The organism is Nocardia sp. bgisy134 (assembly GCF_057708325.1).
This window is the reverse complement of the sequence record NZ_JBYIRW010000007.1, coordinates 1-15,908: the sequence shown is the minus strand read 5'-3', so window position 1 is coordinate 15,908 and position 15,908 is coordinate 1. Positions and strand designations below refer to the sequence as shown.

The following is a 15,908-nucleotide window of genomic DNA, read 5'->3' as shown; positions in this document are numbered from 1 at the left end:
GGCCATGCGCGGGGTCTACCGAGAGACTCCGCCCAACCACCGAACGAGGTACCAGCCATGCGCGGAGGCTATCGATCGACGCCGTCCGCCTCGGCGAGCTAGGCGCTGCGCCCTCGGCTCGCACTCACCACTGCCCGTACTCGGGCTTCAGAATGTCGTTGAGGTCGACGCCGATTCCGTCGACGGCGCGCTTGTCGATCTCGAACTGGTGCAGGTGCGCGGACGGGTGGACGAAACCTTTCGGGGTGCCCCAATTGTGCTGCCAGTACCAGGAGCCCAAGCCCGCCACCTGTGCGAGGTCGATGGTCGGCGAGTTGGCGTAGACGCCGACGTTCCCCTTGCCGAGCACCGCTTCCCAGCCGAGCAGGTACGGCGCGATCATGGTCGCGAAGTCGACCGGAGTCGGGTTGTCGTCGATGGAGGCGTAGATGGGCCTGCCCTCGGGGCCGCCCGCGACCAGGTGCAGTTCCAGCCCGCGTTCGGCATGCCTCTTGCCCGCCTCCAGTCCGCCGCGCCAGTCGGCGGTCGGCCCCTTGCCGAATTGGTAGCAGGACACGATCTTCAGCCCGGCCGCGGTGAGTTCCTCGACCTCGCGGGCGAGCAGCGGCTTGCCCACCATCCATTCCGCGCCGGGCCGCCGATCGGAGACGTAGCGGATGACGCCGACGTGCCCGGCCGCGAGAATGGCCTCGGCCGCGGGCACGCCACCGGAATAGTCGATCAACGTGCCGAGGTTGCCCGTCGCGGAGGCGGGCCCGGCGGAGCTTGCCACTCCGAGCGCGGCGGCCGCGGCGGTGTAGGCGAACAACTTGCGTCGAGACAGATCGAAAGAACGCATCGCAGGACTCCTTCGCGCAACCCCCAATTGGCTGGCAGCGTGCCCGGCGCACCTTCCCCAAGGTTCACACGCGCGCCGGGAGCCTCGAACGTGAACTCATTTCATCATATTTCACATGTGAACCGCTAGACCCATCGGACTCAGCATTCCCACTCGCCACAGGGGTTACGCGTCAGGCCAGACCGTCGATCCGCGCCGCCACGTCGATGGTTCGCCCAGCGGTGTCGCCTAGTTGCTCGCGCACCACCCGTTCCACCTGCGCGACCACCTGTTTCCTGATTCCGGCCAGCGCGCCGAGGGTGGCCGCGCGCACCCCCTGCGCCTTGAAATGCATCCGGATGTCCTCGGTCGCGGGCGGCGCCACGTCGACGACGATCAGCAGCGGATCGGCCGCCCGAGCGGTCAGCACCAGCGGGATCTCGACGTCGGCGCGGTACTTGTTCGCCTTGAAGACCTGCACGGTGATGTCCAGGCCGACGGGCAGCGTCAGGTCGAACGCGACGAGATCATCCGACGCCGCGACCCGCTCGGCCAAGCGCGGCTGCCGAATCGCACCCTGCACGGTGACAGTGGCCCGGTCCTTCGGCCCGGTTTTCAGCGGCCCCACCTCGATCGGGCGCCCGGCCATCTTGTCGACCACCTCGAAGACCCGATCCCGCGTCACGACGCGGTCGAAGAATCGGTGGCCGAACTCGCCGTAATCGATCCAGTCGAATTCCGCCTGCTTGCGGTGCTGCGACCGGGTGCCCGCGACCATGGCCTCGACGTCGAAGACCCGCCCGCTCCTCGCCTGCGGTTCGGCCAGCATGGCGTTGACCCGGTTGGCGACCTCCCGCTGCACCAGTCCCGCGATCGGATCGAGCAACCATTCCCATGCCGATTCCACGGTCTGGGCGCGCAGTACGAAGCTCACGTCGCGGGTGGTGATGGGCGGGATGTCGATGACGATCAGCAGCGGGTCGGCGGTGCGGGCGTGCAGCGTCAGATCGATCTCGACGACCGCCTCCAACCGCAGTTTCCTTCCGCCGAGCCGCACCTTCACCGCGAGCGTGAGCGGCACCGTCACCTGGAAGACAACGTGCGGATCGTGACGGAGCACCGTGGGGTCGCCGACCTTGCCCTCGGCGATGAATCCGGCGAGTCCGGGAGGGCCGATGTTGAACGGCCCGATGGCCACGCCCCGCCCGGCCATGGAGGCCACCGCGGCCACGATGCGTTCCTCGGTCACCGCGTGGGTGACGAAGCGTTCGCCGAAGTCGGCGTAGTCGATCCAGGACGGGTCGTTCGTCGTTTCTTCGGTCGTCTGCATCAGAGATTCCGAAACCCTCACCTTTCAACGGACTACCGACACGGTACGCGACGAAAGTTTCCGGATATCCGAACGATCGGGGAACCCTGTCCTGCTGATGAGGGGGTAGCAGGACAGGGCCCTATGCGACAGCGCTGCCGGGCGCTGCCGTCTCCATACTAAGGCTCGGTGGCGGACGCGCCGAGCATCGCACGCGCCGAATGGGACAGTCTGAGCGGCAATGATTCTCAGAATCGACCGTAGCCGACGACGTCCTCCGCGTCGGCCACCCGGAACCGGTGGATGCGCACCTCGCCGAATTCGTTGCCGCCGATCGTGGTCACCTCGCCGTCGGCCGCCGTGAGCACGATGTTCGTGTGCTGGGTGAATGGGCTTTCCGGGCCGTAGAGCAGCACGTCACCGGTGCGCGGGCGATACCCGCTGCCCGCGGGCGCGAACCTGTCGGATCCCTCGTAGTACTCCTGGAGGGTGTAGACGCCGGGAATCCGCCATGACCCGGAGTTCGGGTTCGACAGCGGTCGCCCCGCCTCCCGCATCGTCCAGCTCACGAAATCGGCGCACCATGGCTCGACCAGCCCCTCGGCGTACTTCGGTCCCCCACCCGGATTTGCGAACTCGTGCTCCAGTACCTCGACCAGCCTGGCCTGCGCCGGATCGAGGGCGGACCGATCGATATCGGGGAAGACGGTGGGACTCTCTCCGATCACGGCGGGGTGATCGGAGCTCGTCCGCCACCAGAGCGCGCCCGCGACGACGGCTGCCACGACGACCGACCCCAGCGCCAGCAGCAGACCGAGTCGCGCCCGGGTTCTTTCCGGTACGGACACGCCGTCCCCCCAATCATTCTGTACGACCATTCATCCTTAGGACGAACGGCCGCCGCGAACGGTTCCCGGATCGCGCCCCAGATAACGCAGCAGTGCGGCGACCGCGTCGTCCTCGGGAGCACCGTCGACCACCGCGGCGTAAGCACCCCACTGACGCAGCGGTTCCACGATCTCCATCACCGGCCCACCGCCCGGCGCGGGATTCGTCGTGCGCGCCGCGGCAAGCAGGGCACGGGACAGCTCCTCGTCGAGCGGCGAGTCCTGGCCGGTGGCGATGGCGAGATCCCACGCGTGCACCGCCGCGTCCAAGGCGCACAGCACGGCCGCCACCGGCGTCGGGAGTGCGCCGTGCGGCAACGGGGTCGGCACCTCGAGGGTCTCGTCGGTGACGGTCGCCCACGCGGCGGCGGTCTGCTCGATCGCGTCGCGCACCAGGGCGACGGGCGAGCCGTCGATCGTCCCCGACGGGGCGAAGGGATTGGCCGCCGGGCCGTTCCCGATGCCGAGGCGCTCGGCGAAGGCGAGCTGATCGCCCGCGGCGTGCTGAATCACCTGCGTCACATCCCATTCCGCGCACGGCGTGGTCAGGCTCCACTGGTCGTCGCGGATACCGGCGACGACGTCGGCGAGCGCGCGGTGCGCGGCGGCGAGGGTCTCGCGCCAGACAGTGGTGAGAGCGATATCGGTGTGCATGGCGGGCCTTTCGGTTGTGCTCTTCGGTACTGACTACGAGCCTATGGGGCTATTAGGCTGCTTTCGTTCCTAATAGTTCGAGAGGCGATCGTGACCGAGACCACAACCCGTGTTCTGCGTCTGCTTGCGCTGCTCCAGGACCGCGCCTACTCCGGCCGGGAGCTGGCCGACCGGCTCGGCGTCACGGATCGCACGCTGCGCAACGACATTCGCAGGCTGCGCGACCTGGGCTATCCCGTGCACGCCGAGCGCGGCGCGATCGGCGGCTACCGGCTGGGACGCGGCTCCACCATGCCGCCGCTGCTGCTCGACGACGACGAGGCCGTGGCGGTGGCCGTGGCGGTCGGGCTGGCCGAGGACGGCGCGACCGGCATCGCCGACATCACCGAGCACGTCGGCCGCGCGCTGGCCAAACTCGAACAGATCCTGCCGAAACGCTTGCAGCGCAAGGTGACCGCGCTGCGCAGCGCCACCGCGATCGGCCCGGCGACCACCGGCTCGCGCGAGCCCGACGCACCCGTCCCCGCCGAGGTGCTCACCGTCCTGGCGGGCGCGATCCGGGACGGCGCGGCGGTGCGGCTCGACATCGTCACCGCCGCATCGGAATTCGACGGCCCCCTCGAGGCCGAGCCGTATCGGCTGATCAATTGGCAACGCCGCTGGTACCTGGTCGCCTACGTGCTCGACACCCACACCTGGCGCGCGATACCCGTCGCCGGGGTGCGCCGGGCGGCCGCGACCGGCCGCCGTTTCGGCGCCCGCGCACTGCCCGACGACGACCTCGTCGCCTTCGTCATGCGCGATGTCGCGAGTACCGGGTGGCGGGTGCACGCCCAGGTCACGGTGTTCGCCCCGGCCGAGGTCGTGCTCGCGAGGATCAATCCCGCGGTCGGGGTGGTCGAGCCGGTCGACGAGAACAGCTGCCTTCTCCATACCGGCGCGGATGCGCTGGAGACCATCGCCATCTATCTGAGCATGCTGATGATGGACTTCCGCGTCGACGGCCCGCCGGAACTCGTCGCGCACCTGCGGACACTCGCCCGCCGCTATACCGAGTCGGTCCGGGACGCGCCGGCCTGACGGGTCAGTCCTTCTTGCCCATCGGAATACAGGCCGTCAGCGCGATGCCCGCCACCGCGGCCGCCATGGCGATGAAGAACGTGGTGTGGAAGCCGTCGCGGGAAGGCAGCAGGTGCGCGCCGAGCGAGATCGTCATGTGCGCGAGCACCACGCTCATCACCGCCGAGGAGGTGGAGGTCCCGATCGAGCGCATGAGCGAGTTGAGCCCGTTGGCCGCGGCCGTCTCCGTGATCGGCACGGCGCCCATGATCAGCGCGGGCATCGCCGCGTAGGCCAGGCCGACGCCGCCCGCGACGATCACGGCGGCGAGCATGATCTGCCAGACGCTGTTCATCAACAGCACTGCGCACAGGTAGCCGACGGCGATCACGGCCGATCCGAGCATCAGCGTCAGCTTCGGCCCGCGCGCGGCCGACAGCCGCGCCGAGACGGGCGAGAGCGCCATCATCACCAAACCGGTTGGCGCGAGGGCCAATCCGGCGTTGACCATGGACAGCCCGAAGCCGTAGCCGGTCTCCTCCGGAGCCATCAGCAATTGCGGGAAGGTCAGCGACATCCCGTACAGCGCGAAGCCGACGGCGATGGATGCCATGTTGGTGAACAGCACTCGCGGCCGCGCCGAGACCCGCAGGTCGACCAGTGGTGCGCGCTGCCGCAATTCGAAGAAGCCCCAGCCGAGGAAGACCACCAGCGAGACCGCGAACAGCGTGAGGATCGAGGCGCTGGACCAACCCCAGTCCGCGCCCTTGGTGATCGCCACGAGCAGCGCCAACAGGGCGATCGACAGTCCAACGGCCCCACCGAAATCGAAACGAGCCGGGGTGCGCACCGGCGATTCCGGCACGAAAACGAAGACCAGCGCCGCGCACAGCACGCCCAGTGCCGCCGAGGTCCAGAACAGTACGTGCCAGTTCGCGTTCTGCGCGATCGCCGCGGCCACCGGCAGGCCCACCGCGCCCCCGACGCCGAGCGTCGCGCTCATGATCGCCATGGCCGAGCCGACCCGCTCGGCGGGCAGTTCGTCGCGCATGATGCTGATGCCCAACGGAATCGCGCCGACGGCGGCGCCTTGCAGCGACCGACCGATGATCTCCGGCAGCAGCGAGGAGAAGCTCGCGCAGACCACCGAACCGGCGATGAGGGAGAGCAGGTTCGCGAACAGCACACGGCGCTTGCCGAACATGTCGCCGAGGCGGCCGCTGATCGGCGTGAACACCGCGCCCGCCAGCAAGGTCGCGGTGATCACCCAGGACGCGTTGGACGCGGAGGTGCTGAGCAGCGTCGGCAGCGCGGGAATGATCGGGATGACCAGCGTCTGCATCAGCGAGACCACGACGCCGACCATGCCGAGCGTCGCGATGAGCAGGGCGGAGGTCGGGCGACGCCGGGTCTCGGCGCCCGTGACGATCGAGGACGCCTCGGCAGTTAAGGACATGGATGTGTACGCTACACATGGTGTGTATGCTGCACAATTTGGTAGAAGAGTGATCCGCGCGACATAGTGAGTGCCATGTCAGACCGGGAACCCGCCGACCACGCAGCGCTCACGCGCCTCGTCTTCGAGCTCACGCTGCTCTCCCGGCACTTCCCCGCCTCGGTGCTGCGCCGCCCCGGCTTCCAGCTGGACCGCTCGGCCTTCCTGATCCTCACCAGGCTCGAAATCGACCACCCGCTCAGCCTGCGCGAACTCGCCGACGCCTTCCGACTCGACGTCTCCACCATCAACCGGCAGGTCGGCGCAATGCTGAAACAAGGCTTGGTGGAACGGGTTCCCGACCCCGACGGCGGCATCGCCCGCAAGATCCGCACCAGCGCCAAGGGCATGGATCTGCTCGCCGCCGACCGCGCCCAGAGCCACGACGGCATCGGGGCCGTGGTCGCCGAATGGTCCGAGCACGACATCGATCAGCTCGGCGTGCTGGTCGCCCGCTTCAACGAGTCCATCGAACACATGGAGCACAATCCGTGGCCGCGACCGCCCGCGGCACGCTGACTTCTGGACCGACTTCGCCGAATCCACGGCACGGCGCCGCGTGGCCGTTAAGCTCCCGACGATGGGAGAACTTCGGCATTCCCGGCGCCCCCGCACGGTCCGCCCGAGCTGGTTCGCCTGGGACAACTACCTGATCGGCGTCGTCGGCCTCGCCTTCGCCGTCGCGTTCGGCACGGCGGCCGCGATCCTCGCCCAGGCGGGGCACCATCCGCCCGCCATCGCGGTCGCGGCGTTCGCGGTGCTGTTCGCCACGCCCGCCGCGGTGCAGGCGATCGGCGAACTACTCGCGGGGCTGCTGCTGGTCGGCATGCTGCTCGGTTCGATCCTGCTGCTGCCCGCGCTGCTGGTGAGCCCGACCGTGCGCCGCTGGGCGAAGCGGCGGTGGGCGCGCGCCACGGCCTGACCGGTCAGCCCGCGCGCGAGTACACGCCAGGCGTGATGCCGTAGCAGCGACGGAACCAGCGGGTCAGGTGCGCCTGATCGGCGAAGCCCGCGGCCACCGCCGCCTCGGCGACCGGACGGCCCGCCGCGATCAGCCGTCGCGCCGCCCGCAGCCGCAGGATGCGCTGGTAATCGCTCGGCGCCAGACCGTAATTCGCGCGAAAGGCCCGGTAGAGCGCGAAGCGGCTGGCGCCCGTCGAGGTGACGAGATCGTCCATCGACAGCGTGTCCAGATAGCGCTCGTCCAGCACATCGCGCACGCGGCGCGCGATCGCGCTGTTGCCGCCGCCGATCACCGTTCTCTCGCGCGGGGTGCGCGCGCCGCGCTGCACCAGCGCCGCGACCGTGGCGGATAGCGCCTCGTCCCTTGCCAATTCGGTGGCGTGCGAGGTGAGACTCGCGTACAGCCTGCCGAGCGCGCCCGCCAGCAGCGGGTCGTGCAGCACGGGTTCGGCAAAGAGCGGCAGGCCCGCCGGACGACCCGCCCGGTCGGACAGCAGGTCGGTGATCAGCTCCGTGCCGATGTGCACGATCCGGTAGGTGAAGCCCGCCTCGGTCGCGCTGTGCCCGTCGTGCGGTTCGTCCGGATTGAACGCCATCACCATGCCCGCTGAGCTGACCCTGGCCGCGCCGCGGCAGTCGAAACTCTGCGCACCGAAATCGGTGAGCCCGAACGAGTAGGTCTCGTGCGCGTGCGGGTGATAGACGTGCCGCTCGAAATGGGCGCGCATCACCTCCACCGGGCGATCCGGCATCCGCCGATATTCGACCCATTCGCTCACGGCTCCATTCTCACCGCACCAGCGTTCAATACCTCGGGGCGGCCCGCGCGGAGTATCGAACCGTGCGTATCCGTTTGCTGTTGATCCTGGTCATGGCCCTGTGGGGCAGCGCGTTCGCCTCGTCCAAGGCGGCCGTCGGCGATGTCCCACACGAGGTGGCGGGCTTCCTGCGCTTCCTCATCGGCGCCCTCGTCTTGCTCGTGGTGTTGCGCGCGCCCCGGCTGCCCGCCGCGGAAGCGCCGCGCGTGGCCGGTCTCGGCATGGTCGGCGTGTTCGGCTACAATGCGCTGTTCTTCCTCGCGCTCTCCCTCGCGCCCGCCGCGGACGGCAGCGTGATCGTGCCGATGGCCGCTCCGGTCTGCACGGTCGCGGTGAGCGTCCTGCTCGGGCGCGTGCGGTTGTCCGGTGCGCGACTGCTCGGGCTGACGCTCGCCGCGGTCGGCGGTGTGGTCTTCTTCCTCGGCATTCCCGACTCCGGCGACACCCGCCTGCTTGGTGACCTCCTCTTCCTCGGCGCCGCGGCCTGCTGGTCGGCCTACACCCTGCTCGGCGCGCCGCTGCTGAGCCGGTTGCCCGCAGCCACCGTCACCGTCTACGCGACCGCCGCGGGCGCCACCGCCCTCGGACTGCTCGCCGTCCCCGCGCTCGCCGACGTCCGCTGGTCGGAGCTCGGCCCCGAATTCTGGCTCAACCAGGCCTATCTCGGCGCGCTGCCGACCGCGCTCGCCTACGTGCTGTATTACCACGCGGTCGGCCAGGTCGGCCCCACCACGGCGACGTCCGCCATGTTCCTCGTCCCGGCCTTCGGATTGACGTGCGCATGGGTGCTCCTCGGTGAATCCATCTCACCACTGCAAGGGATCGGAGCGGGGTTGATGCTGGTCGGCGCGTGGATGAATACGCGTCTCGCGGTGGACGATTCGGGGCCGATGCCCGCAGATCCCGCTCCGTTGGCGACGGATTCCGCACCGTCAGCGGTCGCATCCGGCAGCCCGGTGCTCGAATCGAGGGATACCGCCGCGATTTTCGACGCTGCCGCAGCCGATGTCGACGCACGGGCCGAATCCGTCCGAGCCGCAGCCAACGGCACCCGACCAGCTGTCGATTCGGCCTTGGCAACCGAACTGGTCCCGGCCGAGTTCGACTCACCCCTGCCCGGTTCCAACGTGGCAGCGGGCGAAGTGGATTCGTCGCATGGACCGAGCCGGCCCGCGCACTGAGCGACGGCCGAGCGTTACCCCTCGCGTTTCGATTTCGAGCGGGCGCGGAGGTGGGCGCGTTCGCCCTGTTTGCCGAAGAGGCTGAGGAATTCGACGGGTTCGCGGTCGGCGGCGCCGAACCAGTGGGGTATGTGGGTGTCGAATTCGGCCGCTTCGCCGGGTACCAGCACCAGATCGTGCTCGCCGATGATGGCGCGGAGGCGCCCGTTCAGCACGTAGAGCCATTCGTAGCCCTCGTGGGTCTGGAGGCGGGGTTCCGCGCCGGGGTCGGCGGGCTGGAGGACGATCTTGTAGGCCTGGATGCCGCCCGCGCGACGGGTCAGCGGAACCATGGTCATGCCTTGCCGGGTGAGCGGCCGCAAGTGGACGCGCGGATCACCGGTGGGTGGTGCGTCCACGAGTTCGTCCAGTGTGACGCCGTGCGCCCTGGCGAGGGGCAGCAGGAGTTCCAGCGTCGGGCGGCGGTCACCGGACTCCAGCCGGGAGAGGGTGCTCACGGATATCCCGGTGGTCGCCGAGAGATCGGCCAGCGTGGTTTCGCGCCGCCGCCGCAGGGCACGCAGTCGGGGACCGACCGCGTCGAGTGCTTGGTCGAGATCGTCGTCCATGCGACCAGCTTGCCAGATTGGCAAAGAATGTTGCCGTCTCCGCGGATGTACTCGCATAGTCGTCGCCAGGAGGTGGTCATGGTGACCGATCAGCGGAAAGACAGCTACGACGTGGTGGTGATCGGCGGCGGCGCCGCGGGGTTGAGCGGCGCGCTGATGCTCGGCCGATCGCGCCGCTCGGTGCTGGTGGTCGACGCGGGCGCGCCGCGCAACGCTCCGGCCGAGGGCGTGCACGGCCTGCTGGCCAGGGACGGCACGCCGCCCGCCGAATTGCTGGAACGCGGCCGCGCCGAGGTGCGCGCGTATGGCGTTCAGCTCGCGTCCGGCGAAGTGCGCGGCGCGGACCGCGACGGCGACGGTTTCGTCGCGACTCTGGCCGACGGCCGGACCGTTCACGCCCGCAGGCTGCTGGTCACCACCGGCTTGGTCGACGAACTGCCCGACATTCCCGGCCTGCGCGAACGCTGGGGCCGGGACGTGGTGCACTGCCCCTACTGCCACGGCTGGGAGGTGCGCGATCGGGCCATCGGCGTGCTCGCCACGGGTCCGATGTCGGTGCACCAGGCGCTGCTGTTCCGGCAGCTCAGCGCCGACATCACCTTCTTCGCCCACACCACGTCACCCACGCGGGAGGAGACGGTGCAGCTGGCGGCCCGCGGCGTCAGGCTGGTCGAGGGCGAGGTAACGGGACTGGAGATCGCCGAGGATCGCATCACCGGCGTGCGCCTGAGCGACGGAACGGTGATCGACCGCGAGGTCGTCGCGGTCGGGTCGCGGATGGTGGCGCGGGCGGATTTCCTCGCGACGCTCGGGCTGCGCCGCTCCGAACATCCCATGGGCGAGTTCATCGCCGCCGACCCGACCGGCCGCACCGAGGTTCCCGGCGTGTGGGCGGCGGGGAACGTCACCGACTTGGCCGCCCAAGTCGGCACGGCCGCCGCCGCGGGCGCCACCGCGGCCGGGCACATCAACGCCGATCTGGTCGCCGAGGACACCCGAAACGCGGTCGCCGCGTATCCGTTCGCACTCGACATCGAAGCACTCCTGTGCGAGGCGGCAGGCGACGGCCGCCACGGCCTCTGAACCACGAAGGAACACAGAGTGCTCACCTGCCGGTCGGCTACCACCAGGAGTTTGCCCGATGGCTCACTCCCAGAACTGATTAGGATCACCGTGCCAGAACAACTCGACCACGCCTTCTGGGAAGCCCGCTATCGCGCCCACTCGACGACCCCGCACCCGCAACCCAATCCACACCTCACGGTGGAGGCGGCGAACCTGACCCCGGGCCGCGCCCTGGACGCGGGCTGCGGCGAAGGCGCGGAAGCCGTTTGGCTCGCCGCACACGGCTGGCGTGTGACGGCAGTCGATTTCGCCACCGCCGCCCTGGATCACGCCCGCGAGCTGGCCGACCTCCGCGGGCCCGAGATCTCCGGCCGAATCGATTGGCTGGCAGCGGATCTGACGGAGTGGACGCCCGAGGAGAACGGCTACGACCTCGTTTGCTCGCATTACGCCCACCCCGTCATGGGAGCCGAAACCTTGCTTCGCCGGCTGGCTCCTGCCGTCGCCCCCGGCGGCACGCTTCTCATCGTCGGCCACCATCCGTCGGACGCGCACTCCGCCGCCCACGCGACGGGCGTGCACGCCACCGCGGAGGATCTGGCGGCAGCGCTGGAACCCAACCGCTGGGAAATCACGGTGGCGGAGACGAGATCTCGCACGATGACCCACGGCAGTCACCAGATCGAGCTTCACGACACCGTTCTGGTGGCGAGGAAGCAACGCTGAGGTCCGCATATCAGTAAGGTCGCCGCGGCCAGCCAGTGCTCCTTGGGCAATGGCCGGTCGCGCAGCTGTCCTACTTCCGCGCCGACACCAGCATCGGCTCGTGCAGGTCGAAGTACGTGACCTCGCCCATGAGCCTGCGCTCCTCCTCGAGCAACGGCCGAAGATCGTCGGGAATCTCGATCTTCTCGTGCTCGCGAGCCTCGGCTTCGGACCTGAAATACACCGCCTCGACGTACCCGTCGGCGCCGTAGGTCGACAACGTGCCACCGAGAATCTCTGGGCGCAGTTCGTGCAGACGATCACCCGTCTGCGTGTGCAGTTCGCGCATCCGGCGCCCATCGGCTGTATGGCCCTCCATGATCTGCACGAAGCCTGCCTCGTCAGAGCCGCCGCTCATCCACTGCGTCACCTCCGGGCAGTCCATGAAGGTGACCGGCCCGTCGAAGCACTGCTCGGTCTCGGCCCACCAGGCGCCCTGCTCCGGGCGCGCGCTGTTTCGTCGCGCCGCGTCCTCGGATTCGAAACGGGCAAGCGCGATGAATGTGCCGTCGTCGCATAGTCCGTACGTTGTGCCGAGGTATCCGACAGCCCCCGGTTCCAGTTCTGCTGTCCACCGATCCATGCACCGACTGAGCCGGTCGGCGTCGGACACTTTGCCTTGAATCACCTGGATGAACATCTGGTCCTCCTCGCGTGGAGCAATCACTCCGCGAATGGCGCGGGGTCTATGCGTAGTGGTCCACCGAGCGCGTGAAACCGCACGGCCCACACACGCCGCCGCCGCACCGTCAATCGTTCGCCGCCCGCCGGGCCCGCGCAAGTACGGTCGCCAGTTACACCTCCGCCACCCCTGATGCTCGGCTGACAACTGCGAAAACGACACTTGCACCCCGCACCGCGACCTCGCCCAAGGCCGGCGCGAGCCCTGGGCGGCCGATCAGACCTCCAATTCCTCTTCGATACCCTTGAGGTGGTGCCTGGCCAGCGCGAGGTTCGCCCGGCCACGGTCCAAGGCGAGGTAGAGGAACAGGCCTTTGGATTTTCGGCCGGTCATCGGCCGGATGATGTGGTACTGGCCGGACAGCGTGATGAGGATGTCCTCGATGTCTTCTTTGAGGTTGAGTTGTTCCATGGTGCGAAGCTTGGCGCGCACCACCTCGGTGTTGCCCGCCGCGGCGATTTGGAGGTCCAAAGCCTTGGAGCTGCCGAGCATTCCGAGGGCCATACCGCTGTTGTAATCGACGACGGCGGCGCCGATCGCGCCGTCGATCACCATCATGTCCTTCAGAGCCAGATCGAGATTCGTCATTTCATTCCTTTCGATGGGTGTGCGTTGCCCGGTCCCTGCCGGGCTTGTTCGCCATCGCCGCCAGATGGTCGGCGATCGCGCGGGCCACCGGGCGCGACTCCAGATGGAGCCGGCCGACGTTCACTTCGGATCCGGCCAGTACGGTCAGCGAGGCCCAGCCCGCCGAGTAGATCACCACGTACCCGTCGGTGCCGCGCACCACGACCTCGTGGAATCCGCCGCCGTTGGCGGTGGCGGACAGCCGGTACGACAGCGCGAGATGCGAAGCCGACAGCGCTGCCATTCCGTCGGGTTCGATGTGTGCGGGCAGGTCGTGCGCGATCAATAGACCGTCGCCGGACGCGACCAGCGCGCCGGTCAGCTGTGGCACCCGATCCCGCAGCATCTTCAGTTCCGCCAGCACCGCCGCGGTCGGTCCGGGTCCGGACATCGCCACCTTGGTCAACCTTCCCATCCATTCGCCGAACAATTTCTTTCGCGCGGTCACGCAAGCTCCTCCAACGCCGCCCGCAGGCGAACCAGCACGTCGCGGTCCACGGGCTCCCACTGTTCCGCCGACGGCGGCGGGACCGTACGCACCCGACGGCGTAGGGGCGGGACGGTGGGCTCTCCTGGCGCTACAGGCGTCATGCGTGGCGCATCGGGATCGGCGATTACCGCAGGTCCGGCCACCGCGAGCGCAGCGGATTCCGCTAGCCTCGAGTCGGTGCGCGCGGCGAGCACCGCGGCCTGCACCTCGGCCGAGTCGGCGGATCCCGGCTCGGTGAACATCGCGGGCTCGGTGACGCGCGGCCCGGTCAGCTTGGAGTGCTTGCCGTTTCGCGACTCGATGCGCGCGGGAGGCCCGACCTCTCGCGGTCCGCTGTGGGGGGCGAATCCCGCGCCCCACGGGGCGGCGTGCCTGCCGGGCTCGACGACGGCCGGGCCGGGCGGCTCGAGCAAGCCCGCCGCGGTCAACTCCCGCACCGCCTCCAGACATCCGTACGTGGTGCGGCCGAGGTCACGGGCGATACCCGTGATGCTGCGCTGGGTATCCGCCGCCGCGAGCACCTCGGCCTGACCCGCGGTGAGCACCACGTGGCGGCGCCGGACGCGGCGCACCGGCACCACCGGGACGCGGTCCACCAGGTCCGCCGGCCACGGCCCGGACTCCGGATCGCCGCGCCGCTCGCATTCCTGCACCAGCGCGCGCGGCGTGATGTGGCAGACCGGCGCGAGCCAGTGCGGTGGCGCAGGCCGGAATTCGGGGACGGCGGACGACGCGAACAAGAAGTAGGCCGCATCGTAAACCGATAGCAGCGCAAGGGTTTCCAGTCGCGGCCGCGCCAGCACCTGCCCGGGATCCCCGGCACCCGCCCGCCGCCAATCCTCCGCTGTCGCCACGCCCGCCTCCACCACCAGCCGGTCCAGCCCGGTCGTTCTGCGGCAATCGGCGGAGGCGATCACGCCACCGGTGAGATGAAATGCGCCATCACCGGCGCGTAAGACACCCGTACTCCCTTCCTTTTCCAGCCGCCGCAGTTCGACGGCGAGGTCAACGCCCATAACCGTCCTCGGCGAATTCCGCGAGAATCGCCCGAAGCTGATATCGAGCCATCGCCAGATTGCCGGTGTCGACTTCACACAGCACGTGCACGAAAAGCCGGCCGTCGAAGTCACCGTCCACCAGATTCAGCAAGTGAAATCCACGGGACCCGGACACGATGATCTCGGTGAGATCGTCACCGTCCCAACCGGTCGCCAGCGCCGAGCAGCCGAGCACTGTACGAACCACATCCGTTGTGGCCGCAGCATCTTCGTGCTGATCGACCAGATCGTGCTGCCCGGCCGCCGCGATCGCAAGACCACTCGCCCCGTCCACCATTGTCACGCTGCGCGCACCCGGAATGTCCATGATGCGTTTCAAGCAGCCCTCGATACCGATCACCGTGCCACCGCTTGTCTGTGAGGGTTTTAGCGAGTCCCGACGCTACACACGGCCCGGGAGCTGTGTACAGCTATCGACGGGAAATTTCTCAGCACACAACGCATTTCCCCCGGATACGCGAAAAGAATACCCTCCGGTATTTCAAACCTACCGGTAGTTAATGGACTTTAGTCATTTCGCGTTGCGTAATTAGGTTGCCCACAATGCGGAAGACTCACGATGCACGATTCATGTCGCGCCCACCTCCCCGAGCAGCTACCATCGCGCATCCCGCCGAGTGAACATCGTTGCCACCGAACGCCTTCGGCCTTCGCAAGGCAGGGTGAACTCGACAGCCTCGGAACTCGCCGCGGCACCGAGGCGCGGGGGCTGAAGAGAGTCGACCGGCCAGTCCGAACGACGCCGATGAGGCGGCCTCGCAAAGGAATTGGAGGTGTTGCTCCAAATGACTTCGAACACACGGGACGACGACCGAAGTCAGTCGTCGTAGTGCCCACCCACAGCGATCACGACCAGTTCGTTATCGGTGACGTAGAGTCGGAGCGGTTGTGGCAGCCGCGTGTTTCGCGTCGTTCCAGGGCAACCTCCAACGTGGCACGGGCCGCGATCGCCGACGATTTCAGATCGAACGCGTGCGGCAGATCCTGGAATCCGGCGGGATCGGGATGCACGCCGATGTTCGTCATCCGTCGCCTGCGAACGCGGTGCGCCGGTAGGTGTGCGCACCGAAGAACCGCTGCGAGATCTGCCCGTCGGACTCGCGAGCGAACGGCATTCCCCACCGCTCCAGATCTTCGATTCCGCGAGCGGCATTCTCGGTGACGACCTGCACGATATCCGGGCGGGCCAGCAGATAGCTCTCCGTGATCGTGTCCGCCGCGTGCTGTTGCCAGCTGTCCTCGGCATCCATCGTCGACAGTGCGGCGTTGATGCCGCCCGCGGCGAGCGTGGTGTGCGCGTCCGCCTTCGGTCGCTTGCCGAGCACGAGCACGTCCACACCTCGCTCGGCCAGCTCGATCGCCGCACGCAGGCCTGCGCCGCCGGTGCTGATCACGAGTACCGACGTCGCGATCTGACGTTCGGCCGAATG

At 68.6% G+C, this 15,908-nt stretch carries 20 protein-coding genes; 6 read left to right on the top strand and 14 right to left on the bottom strand.

Annotated elements, in window-relative coordinates; all coding sequences use genetic code 11:
- Nucleotides 1–124: 124 nt before the first annotated feature.
- From AC3ERS_RS14255 to AC3ERS_RS14240, 4 genes are all read right to left on the bottom strand, one after another.
- Nucleotides 125–838 (bottom strand): DUF1906 domain-containing protein, encoded by a 714-nt coding sequence (locus tag AC3ERS_RS14255; RefSeq protein WP_431967495.1) that lies wholly within the window; start codon nt 836–838, stop codon nt 125–127.
- Nucleotides 839–1,010: 172 nt separating this feature from the next.
- A complete protein-coding gene (locus tag AC3ERS_RS14250; protein WP_431967494.1) occupies nt 1,011–2,147 on the bottom strand; it encodes a hypothetical protein in 1,137 nt (378 codons plus the stop codon).
- 227 nt (nt 2,148–2,374) lie between these two features.
- On the bottom strand, nt 2,375–3,004 hold the full coding sequence (locus AC3ERS_RS14245) for a CHAP domain-containing protein (RefSeq protein ID WP_431967492.1): 630 nt from the start codon (nt 3,002–3,004) through the stop codon (nt 2,375–2,377).
- 6 nt (nt 3,005–3,010) lie between these two features.
- Nucleotides 3,011–3,667 carry a TIGR03086 family metal-binding protein gene (locus AC3ERS_RS14240; protein ID WP_431967490.1) on the bottom strand — a complete coding sequence of 219 codons (657 nt, stop codon included), beginning with the start codon at nt 3,665–3,667 and terminating at the stop codon, nt 3,011–3,013.
- Between the two features lie 90 nt (nt 3,668–3,757).
- Between AC3ERS_RS14240 and AC3ERS_RS14235 the strand changes: the two genes are divergently transcribed.
- The gene (locus AC3ERS_RS14235; RefSeq protein ID WP_431967488.1) at nt 3,758–4,747 is read left to right on the top strand and encodes a helix-turn-helix transcriptional regulator; all 990 of its coding nucleotides are present in this window, start codon (nt 3,758–3,760) and stop codon (nt 4,745–4,747) included.
- A gap of 4 nt (nt 4,748–4,751) precedes the next feature.
- On the opposite strand, the gene AC3ERS_RS14230 is transcribed toward AC3ERS_RS14235, so the two are convergent.
- Entirely contained in the window at nt 4,752–6,182 is a 1,431-nt protein-coding gene (locus AC3ERS_RS14230; protein WP_431967486.1) for an MFS transporter, read from the bottom strand.
- A 75-nt stretch (nt 6,183–6,257) separates the two neighbouring features.
- Between AC3ERS_RS14230 and AC3ERS_RS14225 the strand changes: the two genes are divergently transcribed.
- Nucleotides 6,258–6,740 carry a MarR family winged helix-turn-helix transcriptional regulator gene (locus tag AC3ERS_RS14225; protein ID WP_431967484.1) on the top strand — a complete coding sequence of 161 codons (483 nt, stop codon included), beginning with the start codon at nt 6,258–6,260 and terminating at the stop codon, nt 6,738–6,740.
- 61 nt (nt 6,741–6,801) lie between these two features.
- A complete protein-coding gene (locus AC3ERS_RS14220; protein ID WP_431967482.1) occupies nt 6,802–7,143 on the top strand; it encodes a hypothetical protein in 342 nt (113 codons plus the stop codon).
- A gap of 4 nt (nt 7,144–7,147) precedes the next feature.
- On the opposite strand, the gene AC3ERS_RS14215 is transcribed toward AC3ERS_RS14220, so the two are convergent.
- Entirely contained in the window at nt 7,148–7,963 is an 816-nt protein-coding gene (locus AC3ERS_RS14215; protein ID WP_431967480.1) for an AraC family ligand binding domain-containing protein, read from the bottom strand.
- Nucleotides 7,964–8,025: 62 nt separating this feature from the next.
- Here AC3ERS_RS14215 and AC3ERS_RS14210 point away from each other — a divergent pair, with 62 nt between their 5' ends.
- Nucleotides 8,026–9,183 (top strand): DMT family transporter, encoded by a 1,158-nt coding sequence (locus tag AC3ERS_RS14210; RefSeq protein ID WP_431967478.1) that lies wholly within the window; start codon nt 8,026–8,028, stop codon nt 9,181–9,183.
- A 14-nt stretch (nt 9,184–9,197) separates the two neighbouring features.
- On the opposite strand, the gene AC3ERS_RS14205 is transcribed toward AC3ERS_RS14210, so the two are convergent.
- A complete protein-coding gene (locus tag AC3ERS_RS14205; protein ID WP_431967476.1) occupies nt 9,198–9,791 on the bottom strand; it encodes a helix-turn-helix domain-containing protein in 594 nt (197 codons plus the stop codon).
- Between the two features lie 78 nt (nt 9,792–9,869).
- Between AC3ERS_RS14205 and AC3ERS_RS14200 the strand changes: the two genes are divergently transcribed.
- On the top strand, nt 9,870–10,874 hold the full coding sequence (locus AC3ERS_RS14200; protein ID WP_431967474.1) for an NAD(P)/FAD-dependent oxidoreductase: 1,005 nt from the start codon (nt 9,870–9,872) through the stop codon (nt 10,872–10,874).
- A 51-nt stretch (nt 10,875–10,925) separates the two neighbouring features.
- Nucleotides 10,926–11,582, top strand: a complete 657-nt coding sequence (locus AC3ERS_RS14195; RefSeq protein ID WP_431967472.1) for a class I SAM-dependent methyltransferase — start codon at nt 10,926–10,928, stop codon at nt 11,580–11,582.
- Between the two features lie 70 nt (nt 11,583–11,652).
- Here the strand turns inward: AC3ERS_RS14195 and AC3ERS_RS14190 are convergent, their stop codons facing one another.
- The 7 genes from AC3ERS_RS14190 to AC3ERS_RS14160 all read right to left on the bottom strand — a co-directional run.
- The gene (locus AC3ERS_RS14190) at nt 11,653–12,261 is read right to left on the bottom strand and encodes a hypothetical protein (RefSeq protein ID WP_431967470.1); all 609 of its coding nucleotides are present in this window, start codon (nt 12,259–12,261) and stop codon (nt 11,653–11,655) included.
- 258 nt (nt 12,262–12,519) lie between these two features.
- A complete protein-coding gene (locus AC3ERS_RS14185) occupies nt 12,520–12,891 on the bottom strand; it encodes a hypothetical protein (protein WP_431967468.1) in 372 nt (123 codons plus the stop codon).
- Between the two features lies 1 nt (nt 12,892).
- Entirely contained in the window at nt 12,893–13,378 is a 486-nt protein-coding gene (locus AC3ERS_RS14180; protein WP_431967466.1) for a roadblock/LC7 domain-containing protein, read from the bottom strand.
- On the bottom strand, nt 13,375–14,436 hold the full coding sequence (locus AC3ERS_RS14175) for a hypothetical protein (protein ID WP_431967464.1): 1,062 nt from the start codon (nt 14,434–14,436) through the stop codon (nt 13,375–13,377). The genes AC3ERS_RS14180 and AC3ERS_RS14175 overlap by 4 nt, the downstream gene beginning before the upstream one ends.
- Nucleotides 14,426–14,818 (bottom strand): hypothetical protein, encoded by a 393-nt coding sequence (locus AC3ERS_RS14170; RefSeq protein WP_431967462.1) that lies wholly within the window; start codon nt 14,816–14,818, stop codon nt 14,426–14,428. Before AC3ERS_RS14170 ends, AC3ERS_RS14175 begins: the two co-directional genes overlap by 11 nt.
- Before the next feature lie 506 nt (nt 14,819–15,324).
- Nucleotides 15,325–15,504, bottom strand: a complete 180-nt coding sequence (locus AC3ERS_RS14165) for a hypothetical protein (RefSeq protein ID WP_431967460.1) — start codon at nt 15,502–15,504, stop codon at nt 15,325–15,327.
- The coding region (locus AC3ERS_RS14160; protein ID WP_431967458.1) for an FAD-binding protein at nt 15,501–15,908 on the bottom strand (408 nt) is incomplete at its 5' end. The genes AC3ERS_RS14165 and AC3ERS_RS14160, both read right to left, overlap by 4 nt.

Coding starts and splice junctions, on each gene's coding strand:
- AC3ERS_RS14245 (WP_431967492.1), bottom strand. CDS start 3,004: ATGGTCGTACAGAATGATTGGGGGGACGGCGTGTCCGTACCGGAAAGA.
- AC3ERS_RS14255 (WP_431967495.1), bottom strand. CDS start 838: ATGCGTTCTTTCGATCTGTCTCGACGCAAGTTGTTCGCCTACACCGCC.
- AC3ERS_RS14175 (WP_431967464.1), bottom strand. CDS start 14,436: ATGGGCGTTGACCTCGCCGTCGAACTGCGGCGGCTGGAAAAGGAAGGG.
- AC3ERS_RS14225 (WP_431967484.1), top strand. CDS start 6,258: ATGTCAGACCGGGAACCCGCCGACCACGCAGCGCTCACGCGCCTCGTC.
- AC3ERS_RS14205 (WP_431967476.1), bottom strand. CDS start 9,791: ATGGACGACGATCTCGACCAAGCACTCGACGCGGTCGGTCCCCGACTG.
- AC3ERS_RS14250 (WP_431967494.1), bottom strand. CDS start 2,147: ATGCAGACGACCGAAGAAACGACGAACGACCCGTCCTGGATCGACTAC.
- AC3ERS_RS14230 (WP_431967486.1), bottom strand. CDS start 6,182: ATGTCCTTAACTGCCGAGGCGTCCTCGATCGTCACGGGCGCCGAGACC.
- AC3ERS_RS14185 (WP_431967468.1), bottom strand. CDS start 12,891: ATGACGAATCTCGATCTGGCTCTGAAGGACATGATGGTGATCGACGGC.
- AC3ERS_RS14220 (WP_431967482.1), top strand. CDS start 6,802: ATGGGAGAACTTCGGCATTCCCGGCGCCCCCGCACGGTCCGCCCGAGC.
- AC3ERS_RS14165 (WP_431967460.1), bottom strand. CDS start 15,504: ATGACGAACATCGGCGTGCATCCCGATCCCGCCGGATTCCAGGATCTG.
- AC3ERS_RS14190 (WP_431967470.1), bottom strand. CDS start 12,261: ATGTTCATCCAGGTGATTCAAGGCAAAGTGTCCGACGCCGACCGGCTC.
- AC3ERS_RS14200 (WP_431967474.1), top strand. CDS start 9,870: ATGGTGACCGATCAGCGGAAAGACAGCTACGACGTGGTGGTGATCGGC.
- AC3ERS_RS14240 (WP_431967490.1), bottom strand. CDS start 3,667: ATGCACACCGATATCGCTCTCACCACTGTCTGGCGCGAGACCCTCGCC.